The sequence below is a fragment of the Pseudomonas yamanorum genome (assembly GCF_013386765.1).
GTDB classification, from domain to species: domain Bacteria; phylum Pseudomonadota; class Gammaproteobacteria; order Pseudomonadales; family Pseudomonadaceae; genus Aquipseudomonas; species Aquipseudomonas yamanorum_A.
Genome location: NZ_JACARE010000001.1, coordinates 55,815 through 79,732, shown reverse-complemented (window position 1 = coordinate 79,732; position 23,918 = coordinate 55,815). Strand labels below are relative to the sequence as shown.

Annotated in this window: 22 protein-coding genes; 14 read left to right on the top strand and 8 right to left on the bottom strand. The window is 60.5% G+C overall.

Going from position 1 to position 23,918, the window contains the following annotated elements; translation table 11 throughout:
• Positions 1-144: 144 nt before the first annotated feature.
• Positions 145-1,020 (bottom strand): helix-turn-helix domain-containing protein, encoded by an 876-nt coding sequence (locus tag HX875_RS00310; protein ID WP_177040747.1) that lies wholly within the window; start codon positions 1,018-1,020, stop codon positions 145-147.
• 138 nt (positions 1,021-1,158) lie between these two features.
• Here HX875_RS00310 and HX875_RS00305 point away from each other — a divergent pair, with 138 nt between their 5' ends.
• Complete coding sequence (locus HX875_RS00305; RefSeq protein ID WP_177040745.1) at positions 1,159-2,070, top strand: DMT family transporter; 912 nt, start codon at positions 1,159-1,161, stop codon at positions 2,068-2,070.
• A 133-nt stretch (positions 2,071-2,203) separates the two neighbouring features.
• On the opposite strand, the gene norR is transcribed toward HX875_RS00305, so the two are convergent.
• Entirely contained in the window at positions 2,204-3,751 is a 1,548-nt protein-coding gene (norR, locus tag HX875_RS00300) for a nitric oxide reductase transcriptional regulator NorR (protein ID WP_177040743.1), read from the bottom strand.
• Between the two features lie 147 nt (positions 3,752-3,898).
• On the opposite strand from norR, the gene hmpA reads away from it, so the two are divergent.
• From hmpA to queC, 8 genes are all read left to right on the top strand, one after another.
• Entirely contained in the window at positions 3,899-5,080 is a 1,182-nt protein-coding gene (gene hmpA, locus HX875_RS00295; RefSeq protein ID WP_177040741.1) for an NO-inducible flavohemoprotein, read from the top strand.
• Positions 5,081-5,339: 259 nt separating this feature from the next.
• The gene (locus HX875_RS00290) at positions 5,340-5,846 is read left to right on the top strand and encodes a disulfide bond formation protein B (RefSeq protein ID WP_008435621.1); all 507 of its coding nucleotides are present in this window, start codon (positions 5,340-5,342) and stop codon (positions 5,844-5,846) included.
• 799 nt (positions 5,847-6,645) lie between these two features.
• The gene (cyoA, locus tag HX875_RS00285) at positions 6,646-7,587 is read left to right on the top strand and encodes a ubiquinol oxidase subunit II (RefSeq protein ID WP_177040739.1); all 942 of its coding nucleotides are present in this window, start codon (positions 6,646-6,648) and stop codon (positions 7,585-7,587) included.
• A gap of 3 nt (positions 7,588-7,590) precedes the next feature.
• Positions 7,591-9,609: a cytochrome o ubiquinol oxidase subunit I gene (gene cyoB / locus HX875_RS00280; protein ID WP_177040737.1), complete on the top strand. Its 2,019-nt coding sequence runs from the start codon at positions 7,591-7,593 to the stop codon at positions 9,607-9,609.
• Positions 9,610-9,612: 3 nt separating this feature from the next.
• Positions 9,613-10,239, top strand: coding sequence for a cytochrome o ubiquinol oxidase subunit III (locus tag HX875_RS00275; RefSeq protein ID WP_177040736.1), 627 nt, complete (start codon positions 9,613-9,615; stop codon positions 10,237-10,239).
• Positions 10,239-10,574: a cytochrome o ubiquinol oxidase subunit IV gene (gene cyoD, locus HX875_RS00270; RefSeq protein WP_003216374.1), complete on the top strand. Its 336-nt coding sequence runs from the start codon at positions 10,239-10,241 to the stop codon at positions 10,572-10,574. The genes HX875_RS00275 and cyoD overlap by 1 nt, the downstream gene beginning before the upstream one ends.
• An 11-nt stretch (positions 10,575-10,585) precedes the next feature.
• Complete coding sequence (gene cyoE / locus HX875_RS00265) at positions 10,586-11,473, top strand: heme o synthase (protein ID WP_003216376.1); 888 nt, start codon at positions 10,586-10,588, stop codon at positions 11,471-11,473.
• A 191-nt stretch (positions 11,474-11,664) separates the two neighbouring features.
• The gene (gene queC / locus HX875_RS00260) at positions 11,665-12,357 is read left to right on the top strand and encodes a 7-cyano-7-deazaguanine synthase QueC (RefSeq protein WP_177040734.1); all 693 of its coding nucleotides are present in this window, start codon (positions 11,665-11,667) and stop codon (positions 12,355-12,357) included.
• A 40-nt stretch (positions 12,358-12,397) separates the two neighbouring features.
• Here queC and HX875_RS00255 read toward each other — a convergent pair whose 3' ends face one another.
• A complete protein-coding gene (locus HX875_RS00255) occupies positions 12,398-13,294 on the bottom strand; it encodes a queuosine precursor transporter (RefSeq protein WP_177040732.1) in 897 nt (298 codons plus the stop codon).
• The gene (locus tag HX875_RS00250; RefSeq protein WP_177040730.1) at positions 13,281-13,886 is read right to left on the bottom strand and encodes a helix-turn-helix transcriptional regulator; all 606 of its coding nucleotides are present in this window, start codon (positions 13,884-13,886) and stop codon (positions 13,281-13,283) included. Before HX875_RS00250 ends, HX875_RS00255 begins: the two co-directional genes overlap by 14 nt.
• A gap of 277 nt (positions 13,887-14,163) precedes the next feature.
• On the opposite strand from HX875_RS00250, the gene glyA reads away from it, so the two are divergent.
• The 5 genes from glyA to ptaA all read left to right on the top strand — a co-directional run bounded on the left by glyA (position 14,164) and on the right by ptaA (position 20,593).
• Positions 14,164-15,519: a serine hydroxymethyltransferase gene (glyA, locus tag HX875_RS00245; protein WP_177040728.1), complete on the top strand. Its 1,356-nt coding sequence runs from the start codon at positions 14,164-14,166 to the stop codon at positions 15,517-15,519.
• A 256-nt stretch (positions 15,520-15,775) separates the two neighbouring features.
• Positions 15,776-16,312: a sugar dehydrogenase complex small subunit gene (locus tag HX875_RS00240; protein WP_177040726.1), complete on the top strand. Its 537-nt coding sequence runs from the start codon at positions 15,776-15,778 to the stop codon at positions 16,310-16,312.
• Between the two features lie 14 nt (positions 16,313-16,326).
• On the top strand, positions 16,327-17,916 hold the full coding sequence (locus tag HX875_RS00235; protein WP_177040724.1) for a GMC family oxidoreductase: 1,590 nt from the start codon (positions 16,327-16,329) through the stop codon (positions 17,914-17,916).
• Between the two features lie 3 nt (positions 17,917-17,919).
• On the top strand, positions 17,920-19,362 hold the full coding sequence (locus tag HX875_RS00230) for a c-type cytochrome (protein ID WP_177040722.1): 1,443 nt from the start codon (positions 17,920-17,922) through the stop codon (positions 19,360-19,362).
• Positions 19,363-19,507: 145 nt separating this feature from the next.
• Positions 19,508-20,593 (top strand): pyoverdine biosynthesis transaminase PtaA, encoded by a 1,086-nt coding sequence (ptaA, locus tag HX875_RS00225; RefSeq protein ID WP_177040721.1) that lies wholly within the window; start codon positions 19,508-19,510, stop codon positions 20,591-20,593.
• A gap of 137 nt (positions 20,594-20,730) precedes the next feature.
• On the opposite strand, the gene HX875_RS00220 is transcribed toward ptaA, so the two are convergent.
• The 4 genes from HX875_RS00220 to HX875_RS00205 all read right to left on the bottom strand — a co-directional run bounded on the left by HX875_RS00220 (position 20,731) and on the right by HX875_RS00205 (position 23,794).
• Positions 20,731-21,435 (bottom strand): hypothetical protein, encoded by a 705-nt coding sequence (locus HX875_RS00220; protein ID WP_177040719.1) that lies wholly within the window; start codon positions 21,433-21,435, stop codon positions 20,731-20,733.
• 73 nt (positions 21,436-21,508) lie between these two features.
• On the bottom strand, positions 21,509-22,006 hold the full coding sequence (locus HX875_RS00215; protein ID WP_177040717.1) for a hypothetical protein: 498 nt from the start codon (positions 22,004-22,006) through the stop codon (positions 21,509-21,511).
• Between the two features lie 69 nt (positions 22,007-22,075).
• A complete protein-coding gene (locus tag HX875_RS00210; protein WP_177040715.1) occupies positions 22,076-22,561 on the bottom strand; it encodes a GNAT family N-acetyltransferase in 486 nt (161 codons plus the stop codon).
• A 39-nt stretch (positions 22,562-22,600) separates the two neighbouring features.
• Entirely contained in the window at positions 22,601-23,794 is a 1,194-nt protein-coding gene (locus tag HX875_RS00205; protein ID WP_177040713.1) for a pyridoxal phosphate-dependent aminotransferase, read from the bottom strand.
• Positions 23,795-23,918: the final 124 nt, after the last annotated feature.

Genomic DNA, 23,918 nt, shown 5'->3' with positions numbered 1-23,918 from the left:
TGAAGATCAAATGAGCACTGAGGATCAAAATGTGGGAGCTGGCTTGCCTGCGATGGAATCACCTCGGTGTTACTGATGTACCGAGTCGCCTGCATCGCAGGCAAGCCAGCTCCCACATTCTCAAATCTCCATTCCCTGACGGGTTCAAGGCAGGAACGCCTGCCGGTACTCCCCAGGCGTCGCCCCCATCGCCTGGCGGAACCGGTTGGTAAAGTGGCTGGCACTGGAAAACCCGCATGCCAGGGCGATCTCGCCCAGAGGCAACGACCCGCCCCGCAACAGCTCCCGGGCGCGGGCCAGTCGCCGCGCCAGCAGGTACTGGTGGGGCGGCAAGCCAAAACTCTCGCGAAACATCCGCGCAAAGTGGTACTCGGACAACGCACACAACCCCGCCAACTGCCCCAGGCTGACCGGCTCGGCCAGTTGCTGGTCGATGTACTCCACCAATTGCCGGCGCTGGTGGGCGGCGAGTCCACCTTTCAGGCGTAGCCCTTCACGCATCCCCACCTGGCTGAGCAAGGTATGGCTGAGCATTTCATGGGCCAGGCTGCTGGTCAGCAAGCGTTCGCCGGGCTCTTTCCAGTTCAGGCGGATCAACTGGTGAAAGCGCCGGGCCTGCTGGGCATCGTCGAGAAACGTGCTCTCACGCAACAACAGCTCCCGCGGCTCGCGGTCCAGCAAGGTCACGCAGCCCAGGGCGAATTGCTCCGGGCTGAAATACACGTGGGCCAGGCGGATCTCGCCGTTGATCACCCAGGCCGACTGATGCTCGGCCGGCAGGATGCACAGCTTGTCCGGGCCGCCCTTGGTGCCGGGCTGGTCGCGGCGAAAGGTGCCGGTGCCGCCGCCGATGTAGCAGGACAGGGTGTGGTGGTCGGGGGCCTGGTAATCCTGGGCGTCGTGGTGGTTGCTCCACAAGGCTGCAGACAAGCCGTCACCGAGCTCGGCGCACAGCTCGAGGCGAGCGTTGGGCGAGCGGTTGAGGGATTGAAAGACTTGCAGGGTTTCCAGTGGCGGCATATTCGTACTCTCTGACGGTTTGCATCCTACTCCCAGCGGCGACGGCTGTGATCCCGGCAGCCGACAAAAGCGCAAGAATGTGCAAGAGACTTGGCGCCACCCGGGGCGAAACTGTGGCTCAACCCCAAGGAGCCCGTCATGAATCTATTCCTGTATTTACTCACCGTGCTGATCTGGGGCACCACCTGGATCGCCCTCAAATGGCAGCTGGGGGTGGTGGCGATTCCAGTGTCCATCGTCTATCGCTTCGGCCTGGCGGCGCTGGTGCTGTTCGTGATGTTGCTGCTCAGCCGCAAGCTGCAGGTGATGAACCGCCGCGGGCATTTGATCTGCCTGGCCCAGGGCCTGTGCCTGTTCTGCGTCAACTTCATGTGCTTCCTGACGGCCAGCCAGTGGATCCCCAGCGGCCTGGTGGCGGTGGTGTTCTCCACGGCCACCTTGTGGAACGCGCTCAACGCCAGGGTGTTCTTCGGCCAGAAGGTTGCGCGCAATGTGTTGATGGGCGGTGGCCTTGGCTTGCTCGGCCTGGGGCTGTTGTTCTGGCCGGAACTGGTGGGTCACACCGCCAGCCCGCAAACCTTGCTCGGCCTTGGCCTGGCGTTGCTCGGAACCATGTGCTTCTCGGCGGGCAACATGCTGTCGAGCCTGCAACAGAAGGCCGGTCTTAAGCCGCTGACCACCAACGCCTGGGGCATGGCCTATGGCGCCTCGATGCTGGCGATGTACTGCGCGGTGCAGGGCATTCCGTTCGATATGGAATGGAACAGCCGCTACATCGGTTCGTTGCTGTACCTGGTTATTCCGGGTTCGGTGATTGGCTTTACCGCCTACCTGACCCTGGTCGGGCGCATGGGGCCGGAGCGGGCGGCGTATTGCACCGTGCTGTTCCCGGTGGTGGCGCTGAACGTCTCGGCCTTTGCCGAAGGCTATCAGTGGACCGCACCGGCGTTGGCCGGGCTGGTGCTGGTGATGCTGGGGAATGTGTTGGTGTTTCGCAAGCCCAAGGCTAGCGCGCCGATCAGTCCAATCTACAAGGCGAAGCAAGTCTGACTATGGGGTGAGCTTGTGTGGGAGCCGGGCTTGCCCGCGATAGCATCACCTCGGTGCGACTGAAGGACCGAGGTGCCTGCATCGCAGGCAAGCCAGCTCCCACAGTTGATCGCCTTTGCCTGGGAATCACCGTTCACTCCTTCAGGCCGAGGCGCTTGGCCATCCGCCCCAGGTTGGCCCGGTCCAGGCCCAGCTCGCGGGCGGCGCTGGCCCAGTTGTGCTGGTGGCGTTCAAGGCAGGCACTGATGACCTGGCGCTGGTAGTTCTCGGTGGCCAGGCGCAGGTCGCCGGTGATGTCCGGCACGTCGGCGGGCTGCTCTGCGATCGGCGGGGCGTTGACGTTCGGCAAGTCCAGGTCTGCCGCGTCCAGGCTGAGAATCTTCGGCCGTTCCCGGCAGTTGCCCAACGCTTTCAATGCGCTGCGGCCGATCAAGTGTTCCAGCTCGCGCACATTCCCCGGCCAGGCGTACGCCAGCAGCGCCGCCTGGGCATCGCTGGTCAGGCGCAAACTGCCCAGGCCCATGCGTGAGCGGTTCTGCTCAAGGAAAAACCCCGCCAGCAACAGCACATCGCGGCCGCGCTCCCGCAGGGCGGGCACTTGCAGCGGATACACGCTCAAACGGTGGTAGAAGTCCGCACGATAGCGACCGTTGCGTACTTCTTCGGCCAAATCCCGGTTGGTGGCGGCGATCAGGCGTACATCCACCTGATGTTCCTTGTCGGACCCCAGGCGCTGCAACTGGCCGCTTTGCAGCACCCGCAGCAGCTTGGCCTGCACGGTAAGGGACAACTCGCCCACTTCATCCAGGAACAGCGTGCCGCCATTCGCCAGTTCGAACTTGCCCCGGCGTTCATTCAGCGCGCCGGTAAACGCCCCGCGCACATGGCCGAACAGCTCACTTTCCACCAGGGTTTCCGGCAGCGCGGCGCAGTTGAGGCTGATCAGCGGTTTCTCCGCACGGTTTGATGCGGCATGGATCGCCTGGGCCACCAGTTCCTTGCCTACGCCGGTCTCGCCGGTGATCAACACCGTCAGGTCGCTGCCGCCCACCAGGTTGATTTCTTCCACCAGGCGTTTGTGGGTCTTGCTCTGGCCGATCATTTCCTTGTGCTGCTGGCCGCTGGCCTGACGGTAGATTTCGGCCCGCTGGTGTTCGTCCTCGGCGCGCAGGGCCAGGCGTTCGATGCGTTCAGCGACGTTCACCGTCGCAGCCGCGAGGCTGGCGAAGGCTTGCAGGGCGTCCAGTTCCACCCGCTCGAAACGCTCGGTGTCGAGGGCGTCGAGGGTCAGCAGGCCCCAGGGCTGGTCGTCGACAAACAGCGGGCAGCCCATGCAGTCGTGGACTTCCAGGTGGCCGTGCAGGCCGTCCACCAGACCGTCGTAGGGGTCGGGCAGGTCGCTGTCGCTGTCAAAACGGGTCGGGCCGGGGCTGCTGAGCAGCACGCCAAAGCGCGGGTGCTCGCTGACCTTGAAGCGCCGGCCGAGGGTGTCGGTGCTCAAGCCATCCACTGCCAGCGGTACCAGCCATTCGCCGTCGAGGCGCAGCAGGGCGGCGGCATCGCAGGGCAGCAGGGCGCGCATGGCCTGGAGCAGGCGTCGATAGCGCTCTCCTTCGGGCAACTCGCGGGACAGGTCGGCGACCAGTGGCAGCAGGGTGGTGAGCAGCGGCTTTGTAGTCATAATGACTCCTTGTAGTCATAGTGACTATAAAGTGTAGGGAGTCATATTGACTATATTATTCTCAAGATACTGATTTATATGGATTTATTAGTTGGCATGAATACTGAGTAGTAAAGGGTATTCAGTAAGAAGACCCAGGAGTCTCCCATGCTTAGTGCCCAAGACCGTGCCATCGTCAAATCCACCGTGCCCCTGCTGGAAAGCGGCGGCGAAGCCCTGATCACCCATTTCTACCGCATGATGCTGTCCGAGTACCCCGAAGTTCGCCCGCTGTTCAACCAGGCCCACCAGGCCAGTGGCGACCAGCCCCGGGCCCTGGCCAATGGCGTGCTGATGTACGCCCGCCATATCGACCAGTTGGACCAGTTGGGCGATCTGGTGGCCAAGATCATCAACAAACACGTGGCCCTGCAAATCCTGCCGGAGCACTACCCGATTGTAGGTACCTGCCTGCTGCGGGCGATTTCCGAAGTGCTGGGCAGCGAAATCGCCACCCCTGAAGTGATGAGCGCCTGGGGCGCCGCCTATGGCCAACTGGCCGACATCCTGATCGGTGCCGAGGCGGCTATCTATAAAGAGAAGGCAGAGGCACCGGGTGGCTGGCGCGGTGCGCGCGCGTTCACCCTGGTCAAGCGGGTGGAGGAGAGCGCGGAAATCATCTCGTTTTACTTTGCGCCTGTGGATAACGGCCCGATCCTGGCCGCCGAGCCTGGCCAGTACATCGGCATGAAACTGGTGCTGGAGGGCGAGGAAGTGCGCCGCAACTATTCCCTGTCGGCGCGTGGCGATTCGGGCCAGTACCGCATCAGCGTCAAGCGCGAAACCGGTGGCCGGGTGTCCAACTACCTGCATGACCAGTTCCCGGTAGGCGCGACCATCGACCTGTTCCCGCCATCGGGTGAGTTCACCCTGGCGGCCAGCGACAAGCCATTGGTGTTGATCAGCGGCGGCGTGGGTATCACGCCAACCCTGCCGATGCTTGAGGCGGCCCTGGCCACTGAGCGGCCGATTCACTTTATCCACTGCGCGCGCAACGGCGGGGTGCATGCGTTCCGCGAGTGGGTAGATGGCCTGGCTGCGCAGCATCCGCAACTCAAGCGCTTCTATTGCTACGCCGAAGATGATGGCGTGAGCCCCGCGGCGGACAAGGTGGGCATGCTGAGCCAGGAGCAACTGGCGGCGTGGTTGCCCGAGGAGCGCGATGTGGATGCGTACTTCCTGGGGCCTAAAGGCTTTATGGCGGCGATCAAGCGCCACCTGAAGGCCCTGGGTGTGCCGGAGAAGCAGAGCCGGTATGAGTTCTTTGGGCCGGCGTCGGCGCTGGAATAGGATTTAATCGATACACCGGGTCGGCTCCATCGCGGGCAAGCCCGGCTCCCACATGGGACAGTGTTTGCTTGGGCAACTCAGTCAAATGTGGGAGCCGGGCTTGCCCGCGATGGCGTCAGTACAGTCACAACATTTCCCCGATTAATCCGCTGTTAACCCTCCCTGTTTAAACCTCCTCACGCCAACTGCTCAACTTTCACCGTCCGCGTGTAAACTTGCGGCCATTGGCACAACCACAATTGGCTAAAGGGAAACGGGGATGATCGACGAATTGCGTTTGGGCAGGGAGCGACGCTTTCTGGTACTGCTGGGCATCATTTGCCTGGCGCTGATCGGCGGGGCGCTGTACATGCAGGTGGTGTTGGGCGAGGCGCCATGCCCGCTGTGCATCCTGCAACGTTATGCCTTGCTGCTGATCGCGATCTTCGCCTTCATCGGTGCCGCCATGCGCACCACCCGCAGTGTCACGGTATTTGAAGCGCTGGTGACCCTCAGTGCCCTGGGTGGCGTCGCCGCTGCCGGCTATCACGTGTACATCCAGTTCTTTCCGAAGGTCAGCTGCGGCATCGATGTGCTGCAACCGATTGTCGATGGCCTGCCGCTGGCTTCGGTGTTTCCGCTGGGGTTCCAGGTCGACGGCTTCTGCGAGACGCCGTACCCGCCCGTGCTTGGCCTGTCCCTGGCCCAGTGGGCGCTGGTGGCCTTTGTGCTCACGGTGATCCTGGTGCCACTGGGCATCTACCGTAATCGCCAGGGCAAAGCCTAAGCTGTAGCCCGTCAACGCCCCGGCCTTCCTATAAAGAAGGCCGGGGCGTTTTTGTTTGTAGGCATTTTGTGAAGGGACCGTGACGCGGGGCAAGTTTGGGTGCGCGCAGCATGCGACATGTTGTCACACGGACACTGTCGCGGGACGTTTCTGACGCCCGTAAACGCGGCGTAAATTTGCAAGAAGCGGCGTTTTATGGCTGTCAGTTCGTGGTCTGGGCGACGCCGCGAGTGGCGCGAGGTCGGCGACATTGGCTGACGTACGAATGCCTTGTTTTCAGGGCACTTGGATCCGTTTTTGATGCCCTTACAGCCCGTAGGGGATGTGGCAGATTGCCCAATAACACGGCATTTTTTGTGGTTTTTGTCGAGAATCAAACGCGATACGATCGCGGACCTTTGCAATAATGGTGAAGGATTATTGCTGGAAACGATAAAAATTATTTCTGGATAAGACATGGTTTATACATCGCTAGCTAACTACAATCGCCCGCACTGAATGTCCGGTGCTGCTCACCCCTGAGCAAACTAGGGCGGTCGAGAAGCGGATGTAACGTTTCATGCGACCCCAGGTGCCGGCAGCCTTTCAACTATCCGCACCAAATGGAATTGGTCTGTAACAAGGCCTTTGACCAACGAATTCGAATAAGAACTCACCGCTAGCCCGGGACGTGTCGATTCGCGCAAGGTGCGACGGGCAGGCCCTTATTCAATCGAAGAGAAATGCCAACCCTTGGCAGGGTGAAGTGTTGGCGATCAAAACCCAACTGCATTGCGCAAGCTGCTTTAGAGGTCGTGAGATGAGTAAAAACAGGTACCCCCGATTACTAGGCTTTTTGCCGCTGCTCGGCATGCTGTTAATGCTGGGAGGCTGCAAGTGGACCTTGCTCGACCCCAAAGGTCAGGTCGGTCTGGATCAACGAAACCTGATTATCACCGCCACTCTGCTGATGCTGTTGGTTGTAGTGCCCGTGATCATCATGACGTTCGCCTTCGCCTGGAAATACCGCGCGTCGAACACCAGCGCCACCTACGCGCCGAAGTGGTCGCACTCCACCAAGATTGAAATCGCGGTGTGGCTGGTTCCGATCCTCATCATCATCGCCCTGGGTTACATCACCTATAAGTCGACCCACGAGCTGGACCCGTACCGTCCGCTGGACTCCGACGTCAAGCCGATCAACATCGAAGTGGTCGCGCTGGACTGGAAGTGGCTGTTCATCTACCCGGACCTGGGTATCGCCACTGTGAACCAGATCCGGTTCCCGGAGAACACCCCGCTGAACTTCCGGATCACCTCCGATGCCGTGATGAACTCGTTCTTCATCCCTGCGCTGGGCGGCCAGATCTACGCGATGGCAGGCATGCAGACCCGTCTGCACCTGATTGCGAACGAGAAAGCTGAAATGGAAGGCATCTCCGCCAACTACAGCGGTGCTGGCTTCACCGGCATGAAATTCAAAGCGATCTCGACAAGCCAGGAAGATTTCAACGCCTGGGTAGCCGAAGTCAAGGCCGCACCTAAACAGCTTGATCAAGCTGAATACGACGCTCTTGCCAAACCGAGCCAAAACAACCCTGTCGCCCTGTACTCCACGTACGAGCCGGACCTGTTTCAGAAAATCGTCGACAAGTACGAAGGTATGAAGCCAGGCAAGCCGATCGAGCACGAGAAGAAAGAAGTGGCCGCGGTTGAAGGTTCTGACACGGGCGCGCATTCAACTGCTGGGGCAGAGGAGTAAACGATGTTTGGTAAATTAAGTTGGGATGCGGTCCCGTTCCACGAGCCGATCGTGATGGTGACCATCGCCATGATCGCGCTGGGTGGTCTGGCACTGTTTGCAGGTATCACTTACTTCAAAAAGTGGACCTACCTGTGGACCGAGTGGCTGACTTCGGTCGACCACAAGAAAATCGGCGTCATGTACGTCATCGTTGCCATGGTCATGCTGCTGCGTGGTTTTGCCGACGCCATCATGATGCGTACCCAGTTGGCCATGGCCACCGAGGGTTCGCCTGGCTACCTGCCTCCTGAACACTATGACCAGATCTTCACCGCCCACGGTGTGATCATGATCATCTTCATGGCGATGCCTTTCTTCACCGGCCTGATGAACCTTGCCTTGCCGCTGCAGATCGGTGCGCGTGACGTTGCGTTCCCGTTCCTGAACTCCTTGAGCTTCTGGCTGCTGGTATCCGGCGTGGTGCTGATCAACCTGTCCCTGGGCGTCGGCGAATTCGCCAAGACCGGTTGGGTTGCGTATCCGCCGCTGTCGGGCCTGGCCTACAGTCCGGGCGTGGGTGTGGATTACTACATCTGGGCGCTACAGTTATCAGGACTCGGGACGACATTGACGGGGGTCAACTTCCTGGCCACCGTCTTGAAAATGCGCGCCCCTGGCATGAAGCTGATGGACATGCCGATCTTCACTTGGACCTGCACCTGGGCCAACGTACTGATCGTTGCATCGTTCCCGATCCTGGCTGCAACCATGGCGTTGCTGTCGCTTGACCGTTACCTGGATTTCCACATTTTCACCAACGAACTTGGTGGCAATCCAATGATGTACGTGAACCTGTTCTGGGCATGGGGTCACCCTGAGGTGTACATCCTGATCCTGCCAGCGTTCGGTATCTTCTCTGAAGTGATCTCGACCTTCTCGGGCAAGCGCCTGTTCGGTCACCACTCGATGATCTACGCCTCGGGCGCGATCTCGGTACTGGGCTTCATGGTTTGGCTGCACCACTTCTTCACCATGGGTTCGGGGGCCAGCGTCAACGCGTTCTTCGGACTGGCGACGATGCTGATTTCCATCCCGACGGGGGTGAAGCTATTTAACTGGCTATTCACCATCTATCACGGTCGTCTGCGTATCACCAGCCAGGTTCTGTGGACCCTGGGCTTCATGGTGACCTTCGCGATCGGCGGCATGACCGGCGTACTGCTGGCCATCCCGGGTGCTGACTTCGTACTGCACAACAGCCTGTTCGTAATTGCTCACTTCCACAACGTGATCATCGGCGGCGCAGTATTCGGCTACATCGCAGGCTTCAGCTTCTACTTCCCGAAAGCGTTCGGCTTCAAGCTGCACGAAGGCTGGGGCAAGGCTGCATTCTGGTTCTGGATCTCGGGCTTCTTCGTCGCGTTCATGCCGCTCTACGCTTTGGGCTTCATGGGCATGACCCGTCGTCTGAACGCCACGACCAACCCTGAGTGGGTGCCGTACCTGTACGTCGCCATGGTCGGTGCAGTGATGATTGCCGTGGGCATCGCCTGCCAGCTGATCCAGCTGTATGTCAGCGTGCGTGATCGCAAGCAGAACATGTGCGAATCCGGCGACCCATGGAATGCACACACCCTGGAATGGTCGACCTCGTCGCCACCGCCGTTCTACAACTTTGCCGTACTGCCTAAGGCTGACAGCATCGATCCGTTCACCGAAGCCAAGGAAGACGGTACTGCGTACCAGAAGCCTGCGCGTTACGAACCGATCCACATGCCTAACAACACCGCTACCGGCGTTGTGATGGGTGCGCTGTTGACCGTATTCGGTTTCGCAATGATCTGGCACATCTGGTGGCTGGCCATCGTGAGCCTGGTGGGCACCATCGGCTACTTCATCGTTCACGCTGCCCGTGATGACCAAGGCTACATGGTGCCGGTCGACGTGATCGAACGCATCGAAGCCGAGCAACACGCTCGCCTGGTTGCCGAGAAGAAGATCCCGGCCAACCGTGTTGAAACCTCGTTGGAACAGGCTTAAACCATGTCGAACTTAGTGACCAATGCTGGACACGCCCATGTCGATGACCATGGGCACGATGACCATCACCACGACTCGGGGCCAATGACCGTATTCGGTTTCTGGCTCTACCTGATGACCGACTGCATCTTGTTTGCGTCGATCTTCGCGGTGTACGCGGTACTGGTAAACAACGTAGCGGGTGGCCCGTCGGGCCACGACATCTTCGAACTGCCTTACGTGCTCGGCGAAACCGCCTTGCTGTTGTTCAGCTCGATCACCTACGGCTTCGCCATGCTGGCCTTCTACAAGGGCAGCAAGAAAGGCGTCCTGAGCTGGTTGGCACTGACCTTCCTGTTCGGCCTGGGCTTCATCGGCATGGAGGTCAACGAGTTCCACCTGCTGATCTCCGAAGGTTACGGCCCGCACCGTAGCGGCTTCCTGTCGGCGTTCTTCACGCTGGTAGGCACCCACGGTCTGCACGTATCCGCCGGTCTGATCTGGATGGCGACCATGATGTATCAGGTCAACAAACATGGCCTGACCAACACCAACAAGACTCGCCTGAGCTGCCTGAGCCTGTTCTGGCACTTCCTGGACGTGGTCTGGATCTGCGTCTTCACCGTTGTCTACCTGATGGGGACTCTGTAATGGCTAATGCACATTCCCATGACAGCCACGATGACAGCCACGGCAGCGTCAAGTCGTACGCCATCGGCTTCATCCTGTCGGTCATCCTGACGCTGATCCCGTTCGGCCTGGTGATGTACCCAACCTTGCCGAAGTCGATCACCTTGATGATCGTCCTGGCGTTCGCGGTGATTCAGGTGCTGGTTCACCTGGTGTACTTCCTGCACCTGGACCGCTCCAAGGCTCAGCGCGATAACGTGATTGCGTTCGTGTTCGCAGGCTTGGTGATCCTCCTGCTGGTTGGCCTGTCGGTATGGATCATGTTCAGCATCCATACGTTCATGATGGCGAAGTGAGGTAAGACCCGATGTCGCTTAAGCACTTTATCCAAATCACCAAACCGGGGATCATTTTCGGTAACGTGCTTTCTGTGGCAGGCGGTTTCTTCCTGGCCTCCAAGGGGCATGTCGATCTGGCCATTTTCCTGGCTGCGATGATCGGCACGTCCCTGGTGGTAGCTTCCGGTTGTGTATTCAACAACTGCATCGACCGCGATATCGACATCAAGATGGAACGCACCAAGAATCGTGTGCTGGTGCAGGGCCTCATCTCCCTGAAACTGGCACTGATCTTCGCAACCATCCTGGGTATCGCCGGCGTAGTGTTGTTGTACAAGGTGGCCAACCCGCTGGCGGCGCTGTTTGCCGTGATCGGCTTTGTCATCTACGTCGGCTTCTACAGCCTGTACCTCAAGCGCAAGTCGGTTCACGGCACGCTGGTGGGCAGTCTGTCGGGGGCGATGCCGCCGGTGATTGGTTATGTGGCTGTGACCAATAGCTTCGACATGGCCGCGCTGGTGCTGCTGGTGATGTTCAGCCTGTGGCAGATGCCGCACTCCTATGCCATCGCGATCTTCCGCTTCAATGACTACCTGGCTGCCTCGATTCCGGTCCTGCCGGTCAAGCGTGGCATCAAGGTCGCCAAGAAACACATCCTGCTCTACATCCTGGCCTTCCTCGTGGCGACCTTGATGTTGACCTTCAGTGGCTACGCCGGCATGAGCTACCTCGCCGTCGCCGCCGCCATGGGCATGTACTGGTTGTACATGGCCTGGACCGGCTACAAGGCGGTGGATGACACCGTCTGGGCACGCAAGCTGTTCGTCTTCTCGATCTTCACCATCACCGCCTTGAGCGTGATGATGTCCCTGGATTTCCAGGTGCCGAAAGAGTTGCTGCTGACGTACGCCCACTGAGTGGATGAAGTAAAAAAAGCCCCGCCTTCGTGAGAAGCGCGGGGCTTTTTTGTAGGAGCGAGCTTGCTCGCGAAAAACCAGAGGGCGCCGCGTTAAACCAGATACGCTGCGTTATCATTGACGTTTTTCGCGAGCAAGAACTAGGCGTCCCCCTTGCTCCTACACATGTGATAAATGCAGGAAGCAGAATGATGAGTAAAAAAGCCGTTATCGTCTTCAGTGGTGGGCAGGACTCGACAACCTGCCTGATCCAGGCACTGCCGCTGTATGACGAGGTGCACTGCATTACCTTCGATTATGGCCAGCGGCATGTGGCGGAAATTGAAGTTGCACAGAAGCTCGCCAAGCAATTGGGCGCCACCGTTCACAAGGTGATGGATGTGTCGCTGTTGAACGAGTTGGCCATCAGCAGCCTGACCCGCGACAACATCCCGGTGCCTACGGTGAACAGCTCGGGCGAAAGTTTGCCAAGCACCTTCGTACCAGGCCGGAACATTCTGTTTTTGACCCTGGCGGCGATCTACGCCTATCAGGTCAAGGCAGAAACCGTGATCACCGGCGTGTGTGAAACCGACTTCTCGGGCTACCCGGATTGCCGGGACGAGTTCGTCAAGGCGCTGAATAAAGCGCTGCAATTGGGCATGGAATACGATGTGCGCCTGGAGACGCCGCTGATGTGGCTGAACAAGGCCGAGACCTGGGCCCTGGCGGACTATCACCACCAGCTGGACCTGATCCGCAACCAGACCCTGACCTGCTACAACGGCATTATCGGCACCGGTTGTGGCAATTGCGATGCCTGCAACCTTCGTGCGCGGGGCCTGAACGACTACCTGGAAAACAAGGCTGCCGTCATGCAGAGCCTGAAAGGCAAGCTGGGTTGATGCGGAGCGTTCCCGTGCTGAGCACGGGAACGTTCATCGATCAGTTGGCTTGCTGCGCAGCCTGGTTATCGCCTGTGATGTAGCGCTTGAACAACGAGCGGGCACCGTAGGCCGGCAGGATATTGAAGAAGGCAAAGCAGACTTTGATCGCGATCTGCACGTAGATCATGTTCAGGATGTCGCTGGTCTGCATCGCACCGTAGAACGCGATGAAGCAGAACAGGAAACTGTCGATAATCACTGCGAAAAACGTACTCAGGAAAATCCGCAGGAACAGGTACCTGGAGTTGGTCAGCTCCTTGATCTTGCACAGCAGGTACGAGTTTATGTTCTCCGACACCAGGAACGAGACCGAGGAGGCGATCAACACCGACGACACCTGGATGATCACGTCGTTGTAAGGCCCGTCGAGCTTCCAGCCGGGCAAGCCGGGGAGGAAGGTCGAGCCGTAGAGCAGGATGATGATCATCGCGTTGCTGGCAAACGCAAACAGGATCGCCCTTCGCGCCAGCCGGAGGCCGAACTGCTCGTTGAGCAAGTCCACGATCAGGAATGTCAGCGGGTACAGAAACGTGCCGGGGGTGACGATAATGCCCAGCGACTCCAGGTAAATCGGTTTGGTCGCGGCGATGCTGGTAAAGATATAGAACGTGAAGAGCAGCAGGTTCAGGATGATATAAATCATCCATGAGTTCTCATTGCGGTCGTTGAGCTCGTACGCGGTGAGCGCCCCGCCCTGTGAATAGAACTTCTTGTACATGTTCTTGACTTCCATTTTGTTTAAATTGTCCATGATTTCGCTGTTCAGCACTTCGCTCAGCTTTACCCGAATGATCTTGCCCGTGGCGATCACCATGATCACCGCCAGGCTCTTGTCATTTTCGAACCCCAGCAGTTTGTATTTGCTGTTCTCGACTTCGTGTTCATACGTGGTCATTGAAGCGCTCCTCGATGATATCTCCCACCACACAGATACGATCCGAGCTCACACACGCTTCATCCGTGATGAATAGTTGTTTGCTGACGCAGTCGTACACCAACTTTTCCTTGTCGTCGCTCGACGAGCCTTTCTGCACGATCAACAAATCCCCGGGCTCGTTGACGCCGCTGATTTCATGTTCCAGTAGAACAGCGATCAAGTTGTAGGAGGTGCCGAAGTAGTAGGTCAGCGGGTACAGCGTGGCGAGTTCGCCAATGCGCTTGTCCATGTTGGCCATGACCTGGCTTTGCTTGATGATCGGCACGGCAGCGGGGTTCATGTTTCCCTGGGGGGAAATACTGCTGTCGATGATCTCTTTTTCTTCAAAGTCGAGGGTCTCGATTTCTTCATAGGAGACGCCAAAGAAATCCGAGATCTTGCGGATGGTGGACTGCTGTACGTTGACGACCTTGCCTTCCAGGATGTTGTAGATCGTGGTTCTGGTCAGGCCGGCCGCGTTGCACAGCGACAGCTGCGTCTCTCCGCGGCTTTTGATCAGGTATTTGATATTGCTCTTCAAATACTCGGTGCGTTCTTTTCTATGGATCAAATGCCCACCACTTCCCTATGTTTTACCCCGAGCGTCCATTTTGGCCGGGGTTGCGTGCTTCGCCGCGGCGCGAAGTGTTGCACGCGCCCGCTACAAGAATAAAGACCGTGATCAGTTTTTTGGCGATTGGCCAGCATTCAGCCCCGGCACATGGGCCTTGTCCCCCTGTACCCGGCCAAAAAGAATCATTTAATTTGGAAAATGTTCATTTTTCTGCTTAATTGCCCTGCGCCCAACGGAAAGGCGTTCGTGATTTTCAGGGAAGGAACACAGGACTATGACAGTCAACACGCAGCCACTTACCCACCACGCCGGCCTGTTGCAACGAGGGTTGGCGGATTTGCGGGCAGAAGACGCGGAGCTGGCAGGGCTGCTGGATGCGGAGGTCACGCGCCAACACCAAACCCTGTCACTGTCTGCTTCGTCCTGCGCGGTGAAGCCGCATATCCTGGCGGCGTCCGCCTCGGTGCTGGTCAACGTGACCGCCGAGGGTGCCCTTGGCTGGCGTCATCACGCCGGCTGCGAGAATGCCGACCGGGTCGAATCCCTGGCTGTTCGCCGCGCCTGTCAGCTGTTCGGTGCGCAGTACGCCGGTGTGCAATCACACTCGGCATCAACCGCCCATTACCAGGTGCTGGCTGCTTTGCTGGAGCCGGGAGACACCGTGCTCGGCATGGCCACGGATCACGGCGGGCACTTGAGCCATGGCAGCCCAGTGGCGTTCACCGGCGCGTACTACAAAGCACTCAGATACGGCACCACGTCCAAGGGCGTGATCGACTACGAAGAGGTACGCACCCTGGCCCTGGCCCATCGCCCGCGGGTGATCATCTGCGGTGCGACGGCCTATTCACACTTCATTGATTTCGAACGGTTGCGCGCCATTGCCGACGAAGCCGGGTCGATCCTGCTGGCGGACATCTCGACCATCGCCGGCCTGGTCGCCACCGGGCGCCATCCAAGCCCGATCGACCTGGCCCACGTCACCACGCTGTGCACCCACCGGCAGCTGGGTGGCCCTCGTGGCGGCCTGATTCTTTCGGGCCGGGATGCCGAAACCAAGGTGCCCGGCCTGAAGACCACCTTCAGTCGCCTGCTCGACCAGGCGGTGTTCCCACGGATGCAGGGCGCGCCGGCTTTCAACATGATTGCGGCGAAAGCGGCGGCGTTCGGCTACGCCATGTCGGCGGAATTCGACGCCTGGATGGCACGGGTTCGCACCACCGCTGATGAACTCGCCAGTGCATTTCAGGCGGGAGACTACGAGGTGGTGGGCGGGCGCAGTGAAAACCACTCGGTGCTGATTCGCTTGCGCGGGGGCATCACCGGCGCCATCGCCCAGGCGGCGCTGGAGGAATGCGGCATCCTCGTGGACAAACATCGCGCGCCGGGGGAGACGCGCCCGTCGTTCGTCGCCAACGGCTTGTGCATCGGCAGCGTTTCCCTGGCGCAACGCCACATCGATGCCGAGGGATGCCGCGAGGTGGTCGACCTGGTGTGCCGGGTACTCGACGCGGTCACGCCCTTGGGCGAGCACAAGTACACCCTCGACGCTGCCGTACTGAAATCCCTGTATTTACAGGCCCAAACCTTGTGCGCGAAATATCCCCTGGCGAGTTACCTGCATAACTGAGCAAACATCCAAACGGATGTTTCATGTTATTACGGGATCAATTGCTGTACGGTGTTTAAGCGGCTGTTATAGACGGTCGCGCTATTGCTCATATCCATAATTAACAAGCTGCACGACAGCTTGGCGTTCTCCTGGCAGTTATAAAAAGGGCTCTTAAAGTCCGTTCAACCTCCGTGAACGAAGTACTCAGCCTTTTGCAGTGAAGTCGAACTTGGCCGATGCGCTAATAGTTGTTCGACTCATGAGGAGATATCCCGTGATAACCCGAAGAAAACTCCTTTATTCAGGCGCAGCCTTGACCGGTGCCGGCCTGTTCGCCCCGCTGTGGGCCGGTGTTGCGCTGGCGCAGAACGTCAGCAGCGCCGCCACTGACGACATTGAATCGTTCCGCCAATTGTCGATGTTCCTCCTCGAACGCACGAGTGTGGATGCCGCCTTGTCCTTGCGCATCCTGGCCCAGTGCACGCAGAACGACCCTGCGTTCCCCGAGAAGATCAAAGCCTTGTGGAGCAAGGTTGGCCAGCATCACCTGCGCAGCGTCAGCCAGTTGTCCGGCAGCCCGTTCTACCGCGACCCGGTGGTCAAGGACACGACGCAGAAAATCGTCTCGGCCTGGTACCTGGGCTACACCGGCACGCCGGTGTCCCTGCGCGCCACCGACGGCACGCGGCTGGTGACCTTCACCGGCGCCCTGGCCTACGCGCCGACCGCGGATGCCACGGTGATCCCGACGTACTCCCGGGGAAAAACCAATTACTGGGTTAATCCTCCGGCCACGCTGGCCAACGACTAAGACAAGGCACTTTTATGAATCAGGATTTTGACGCCGATGTCATTGTGGTTGGCTCCGGCGCATTAGGCAGTAACGCAGCATTTGAATTGGCCAAACACGGCAAGTCGGTGATTATTCTGGAAGCGGGTGAACATATTCCTCGCTGGAAGATAGTCGAGAACTTCCGTAATTCGTCGAACAAGGGCAATTACAACTCACCGTATCCGAATGAGCCGTGGGCCCATCATTCTTATGATGAGCAATACATCGAGAACACCGGTTCTTTCGAGTTCCGCCCCGGCATGTTGAAACTGGTGGGCGGCACCACCTGGCACTGGGCGGCGGCGTGCTGGCGTTACTTGCCCAACGATATGAAGCTCAAGACCCTGTACGGCGTAGGTCGCGACTGGCCGCTGGAATACAGCGAGCTGGAACCCTATTACGTGCGCGCGGAAATTGCCCTCGGTGTCTGCGGCAGCGACACCCAGGACCAGAGCGGGCAGGGCGGCGGCGCTTTCCCGCCGCGCTCAAGCCCCTATCCGATGGCGCCGGAAGGCGATACCTACCTGTTCCAGCGCCTGCGCGAACGCATGGCCCCGGCCGGGTATCACTTTATCCATGAGCCCAACGGCCGCGCCACCGAACCCTACGACGGGCGCCCGGCATGCAGCGGCAACAACAACTGCATGCCGGTGTGCCCCATCGGCGCGATGTACAGCGGCGATGTGCACGCCCGCCACGCCGAACAGGCCGGCGCCAAGCTGATCACCGACGCCACCGCCTACAAGCTGGAAAAAGGCGCGGACGGCAAGATCGTCGCGATCCATTACCGCAGCTCTACCGGCGCCGATGTGCGGCTCACCGCCAAGTACTTCATCGTCGCCGCCCATGGCCTGGAAACCCCCAAGTTGCTGCTGATTTCCGAGGTGGCCAACTCCTCCGACCAGGTCGGTCGCAACCTGATGGACCACACCGGCCAGGGCCTGCAATTTATCGCCGACGAACCGTTGTGGCCGGGGCGCGGGGCGGTGCAGCAGGGCGGGATTTTCAACCGCCGTGACGGTGAGTTCCGCAAGGAACGGGCTTCGGTCAAACACTCGATCTCCAACAACGTGCCCAACATCGCCGTGGCCAAGCGGCTGATCGCCCAGGGCGTGTACGGCAAGGAGCTGGACGAGCGCATCCGCCACGATGCGGCGCGTTGGGTCGACGTGTCCACCGTGTATGAAACCCTGCCGCTGGCGACCAACACCGTGCGCCCGAGCCGTACCCGCAAGGACGCCCTGGGCATCCCGATGCTGGTGGTCAACTACGAGGTGGGCGATTACGTGAAGGCGGCCAAGGCCGGCGTCACCGAAGACTATGCGCACTTCGTGCAACTGATGGGCGGCACGGTGGTGGAAGACAACACCGGCTACCAGAACCGCGACCACCTGATGGGCACCGTGATCATGGGCGCCAACCCCAAGGACTCGGTGGTCAACCACGAGTGCCGCACCCACGACCACGCCAACCTGTTCCTCGCCACCACCGGGGTGATCCCGGCCTCCGGCACCATCAACCCGACCCTGGCCGGCGTGGCGCTGAGTATCCGTATGGCCGACATCATTGCGCGGGAGGTCTAGGCCATGGGATTGCTTAAATTGCCGTTGCTGGCCTTGCTGCTCACCGCGTTGCCGGTGTTTGCCGCTGAAGACACCGCCGCGCTGATCCAGAAAGGCGCCTATGTGGCCCGTGCCGGCGACTGCGAAGCCTGTCACCGTACGGCTGAAAACGGCGGCGCGCCGCTGGCCGGTGGGTATGTGATCGACTCGCCCATGGGCAAGATCATCTCGAGCAACATCACCCCGTCCAAGGCCTACGGCATTGGCGGCTACACCGAGCAGCAACTGGCCGACGCCTTGCGCAAAGGCATCAATGCCAAGGGCCAGCACCTGTACCCGGCGATGCCTTACACCTCGTACCAGGGCATGAGCGATGACGACATCCACGCCTTGTACGTGTACCTGCAACAGGGCGTCAAAGCCGTGGACCAGCCGGTGCCGGAAACCCACCTGGCGTTCCCGTTCAACATCCGCCAACTGATGTTCGGCTGGAACCTGGTGTTCCTCGACAGCCAGGGTTTTGTGCCCAAGCCTGGCGCCACCGAACAGACCCGCCGTGGCCAGTACCTGGTGGACAACCTCGCCCACTGCGGCGCCTGCCACACCCCGCGTAACGCCTTGATGGCCGAGGACAACAGCCAGTACCTGGGCGGTGCGAAACTGGGAGGCTGGGTTGCGCCCAACATCACCTCCGACAAGGTCAGCGGCGTGGGGGACTGGAGCGACGACGACCTGGTCAACTTCCTGAAAAACGGCCACCTCGCCGACAAGGCCCAGGCCGCAGGCGGCATGGCCGAAGCGGTGGAAAACAGCTTCCGCTACCTCAGCGACAGCGACCTGCATGCCATGGCTGCCTACCTGCACACCGTGCCGCCGATCCGCGATCCCGGGCAGACCGAGCGGGTGGTGCGTAAAGTCACGCCGGTGGACATGAGCACCCTGGAAACCGGCCAGGGCGACCAGGCCTCACTGGCCGATGCCACCGGCATGGATGGCGCGCGCCTCTACAACTCGGCCTGCTCCAGCTGCCATGGCCGCGATGGCCAGGGCAGTGCAGACAAGTTCTACCCGTCCCTGAGCCTCAACACCGCGCTCAACGGCAACCAGGCCAACAACCTGGTGATGGCGATCATCGCGGGCATCGACCGCAAAGGGGCCGACGGCGCCGTAAGCATGCCGGCCCTGGGCGGCGACCTGAACGACGCGCAAATCGCCGCCATTGCCAACTACAGCCTGCACACCTTCGGCAACCCGGCGCTGAGCGTCAGTTCCGCAGAAGTGACCAGCCTGCGTCGGGGTGGGGATGCGCCATTGTTGATCACCGCCATGCCGTACCTGCTGTGGGGCGGTGGTTTGGTGGTGTTGGTGCTGATCATCGTGCTGTTGCTGTGGCGGCGGCATCACAAACACCTGCGGGAAGTGGAGGCCAAGCGGATTGCGCTGAACCGGCGCTTTCATTCCAAGTAGGTAGAAACGCAAAAGCCCCGCCTTCGGTATGAAGCGCGGGGCTTTTTGTTGGCCGGGTAAATTACCGGATGTTTTCCTCGTCATACCCCATTGTAGGAACGGGGGCGAATCCCGCACCTGAAGCTGCGAGCCGACAGAGGTCTTCATGGTCAACGTGAGTCGTCGTTCCCTGATCGCACTGGGCGCGGCCTTGCCGTTGCTGGGGCGCCTGGACTGGGCAGAGGCAAGCCCTGCCGCTGCGTCGTCCGAGGTACTGCTCAACTACAACGAAAGCCCCTACGGCCCATCGCCGGCCGCGCGGCAGGCGATGCAGCGCGGCATTGCCGTTTCGGGGCGCTACCCGTATCCGGACATGTACGCGCTGGTCGAACAATTTGCCCAGCAGCAGGGGATTTCCGACGAACAGGTGGCGGTGTTCGCCGGCTCCATGGCCGCGTTGCGTTACGCGGTGCTGGCGTTTACCAGCGAAACCCGCAGCCTGGTGATGGCCACGCCTTCCTACGAAGTGCCGCGCCAGGCCGCCGAGTCACGCAAGGCCAGGGTGCATGAAGTGGACCTTGCCGCCGACCATGCCCACGACCTTCCCGCGATGCTCGCCGTTGACCGCCAGCCCGGCCTGATCTACCTCTGCAACCCGAACAATCCCACCGGCACCCTCACGCCGGCCAAGGCCATTGAGCAGGCCCTGGCGAACAAACCCAAAGGCAGCATTTTGCTGGTGGACGAGGCCTACATCGACTTCAGCGATGCGCCCAGTTGCGTGGCCTGGGTCAAGGACCATGACGACTTGCTGGTGCTGCGTACATTCTCGAAAATTTACGGCCTGGCCGGCGCGCGCCTGGGGCTGGCCATCGGTCATCCGGCGTTGCTGGAACAACTGGCGGTGTTTGGCGGGGATAACGTGCCGGCCGCGGCCAGCTTGCTCGCCGGCCGTGCGAGCCTCGCGGATGCGCAGCTGGTGCCTGCGCGCAAGGCGCTGAATACACGGTTGCGGGATGAGACAGTGGCCTGGCTCAAAAACCGGGGATTCACCTGCACGGTGTCTCACAGCAACTGCTTCATGATTGACGTGCGCCGTCCGGCGGAGCAGGTCATCGAGCGGCTGGGCGAACAGGGCGTGAAGATTGGGCGCGTGTGGAAAAACTGGCCGCAGTGGGTGCGGGTCACCGTGGGCAACGCTGAGGAGATGCAGCGGTTTCGCGAGGTGTTTGCGGCTCAGGTCGTAGGCTGAATTTGCGGTGGCGCAGGGTCAATGTGGGAGCTGGGCTTGCCCGCGATGCAGGCACCTCGCAGTGTCAGGTGCAACGAGGTGATGCTATCGCAGGCAAGCCAGCTCCCACACAAGCCCGCTCCCACATTCAGATCGAGTTACTGCTGGGCGATGCTGTAGCCCTCAAACGCGGTCTGCTGCTGCAGCGCGGTGATGATGCTTTTACGCGTCAGTGGCTGCTCGGCGCCCGAGTTATCCACAAAGGTTTCAACTTCCAGTTCCGCCTCGTCACCTTCACCCACAAAGCTGAAACCGAGGAACTCAAACGCCTCGCGGTCGACGTTCGGCTTGGAGCGCGGCGAACGCATCGGCAGGGTGACGCTGATGCCGTCCTTGCTGATGGCGAACACTTCCGCTTCCTTCTTCGGGCGGGAAGCCTTGCCTTTGCCGGCGCTCGGGTTGCTGATGGCCTGGTGGGTCTGGTTCAGCACCTTGAGGGCCAGGCCGTAGACCAGCTCCTGGAACTGCGGGTCGTCCTTGAAGCTGGACAGGATGCGGCTGATGGAGAACTTGGTGTTGAGGTCTTCGAGGGCGGCGTTGTCGGCGGCTTCGGCGTCCTTGAGCTGCTTGAGCTCGCCCATCAGGTCGTAGGCCTTGTCGTCGTCGAAAGCGTCATGGGCCTGGCGGATGGCCACGCGCAGTTCGCGGATCTGGTCGCTTTCCTTGGAGGTGTGGAACGCGTCCAGCACCATCTCGCTGATGGTCTTGGCCGCCGGCACGTGCTGTGAAAGATTGATGGCGTTTTCGTATTCAGCTTTGGATTGCAAGGCGACTACGGATTCTTCGGTACGGGAATCAGACATTGAAATTTCACTACTTCAGTAAACGGGGAGACGGGAAAAGCGTCGCGCATTTTCAGCGGGGAGGGGGATCAGGTCAAGGCAGCACAATGCCCTCATCGCGGCTGAATGACGCCAACGCCCGCCGCAGCTTGATCGCCCGCCCGCAAAACAGCCCAACGGTAAAACCCGCTGCCCCGCCCGCCAGGGCCAGCATCGGCGCTGTGCTCGACAGCAAAGGATGAACGGCCTGCTGGTAACCGAGGTAATACTTCACGGCGAAGAACAGTTGGGAGATCAGCAGGATTTTCCAGGTGCCGGGCAGCACCAGCGTGCCGCCATCGAGGCTTGCACCCTTGGCGGTGAACAGTGCCATTGCCAACAGACTGCCCACGGCCGCACCGCCCAGCCAGGTGCCGATCGAGAGTGTCGAGTGTTCAATGGACATCAGTGACCAGATCACCAGCACCACCGGCAGGATCATCAGCGAGCGTTGGTTCTCGCGGCTGCCGCGGATGGCCTTGATCCCGTACCAGCAGATCCACAGATAAACGGCGTACACCCAAAGGGGCGTGCCCTGGAGAATGTCGAGCATGATCAGCGTCCGTGCCTGATGAAGAAGGATGTCGATATTCGCCGGGCCGCGAGGGGCTTGTCCATCGATTTAACCGAGGCGCTTGCCCATTTCGAAGGCGCGCTTTTCATAGCCCAACTCTTCATACAGCCGCTGGGCCGGTTCGTTGAAGGCCCAGACGGTCAGGCGCAGATCCCCGGCGCCCTGGCGGATCGCCCAGCGTTCGGCGAGCGTCATCAGTTCGCGGCCAATGCCCTGGCCACGTTGTGCCTCCAGCACGCAGATCGAGCCGATCCGGGCGACGCGCAGCGGTTGCAGCAACGGGCTGGCCGTCTCGATGATCTGCGCGGTGATAAACCCGACCCCCGCACCCTGGCGCTCGGCCAGAAACACCGCCTGGACCCGGCTGGTGAGGCAGGGCCGCCAATGGGACTGGTCGCGCTCCACCTGGTCGGTGGCGTCACGGTAGATATCGGGCCGTTCCTGGTGGTGCAGGCGGTTCAGCGGCTGGCCGAGCACGCACAGGGTGTGCAGGTCGTCCAGGTGGGCCTGGCGATAGGTCAATCCTTGAGACATGGCAGTCCTTCGAACGGGGCAAAGGGCGTGTTATGCCTGTTATCGGCGAACACGTAAAGTGGCCCCAAGCCCTTCAACGAACCCGGCAATGCGCCGGCAAGCTTCCTTGAGCGTGTCATCGGCGACGGTAAACGACACCCTTACAAACCCTTCGGCGCTGGGGCCAAAGGCCTGGGCGTCCAGCACCGATACGCCGGTCTGGCGATACAGTTGCCAGGCAAAGTCCCGGCCCGTAAGCCCTGTACGGCGCACGTCCACGAGCATGAACATACCGGCCTGGGGGACTCGACAGTCCAGCGCACTGATTGCACGCAACTCGTTTACCACCAGGTCACGCCGGCGCCGATACACCGTGCGGGCATTGCCGACCACGGCTTCATCCAGTTCCAGTGCCTTGATGGCCGCCGCCTGGATAAACCCCGGCAAGCCATAAAGCATGCACAGCAGCAGGTTCTCCAGATGGCTGATCAACGTCGGCGGGCCGACCACCCAGCCTACCCGCCAGCCGGTCATGGCGTGGCTTTTCGACAGGCTGTTGAGCACCACCGTACGTTCGGCCATGCCGGGCAATGAGCTGATGCTCAGGTGTTGCTCGTCATAGACGAGCTGGCCGTACACCTCATCGCAAATCACCCACAGGTCATAGGCGCGTGCCACTTCGGCAACGGCTTCCAGCTCTTCGCGGCTGTAGACATTCCCGGTGGGGTTGCACGGTGTGGCGAGGGCGATGCCCCGGGTCTTGTCGGTAATGGCGGCTTGCAGCGCGGTGCGGGTCAGGCGAAAGCCGTTGGCAGCCGGTTGCTCGACGGTTGTGAGGCGTGCCCCCGAGGCATGGACACAGGCTTCGTAGGTCAGGTACATCGGTGCTGGCACCAGCACTTCATCGCCGTGGCTGAACAGGCACAGGCAGGCCGCAAACAGGCCATTCTGCGCGCCGGCTACCAGGGCAATATTGTCGGCGTGCACCGCAACCCCTTGCAGCAGGCTCTGCCTGGCGGCGATAGCCTCCCGCAGTTTCGGGCGACCGAGCACATGGGTGTAGTGGGTGTCGCCAGCGCGCAGGGCATCGACAGCGGTTTCGCATATCGCGTTGTCTGTGGCGAAGTCCGGGTCGCCGACACTGAGCACAATCACGTCTTCGCCGCGATGCTGGGCTTCGGCGGCGGTGTAGTGAATATCCCAGGCACTGACGGACTCGCCGCCAATGCGCGCGACAAAGGGTGAATAACGCATCCTTGCTCTCCTCGCCGACATCGATGCCCGCGTTAATTAGCCAACGTGAGTTCCACTGTAGAACATCGCGCCTGATCCACATCAAGGGCCGCCCGCAAAAAATCCGCTACAACGAAGCTGGGGC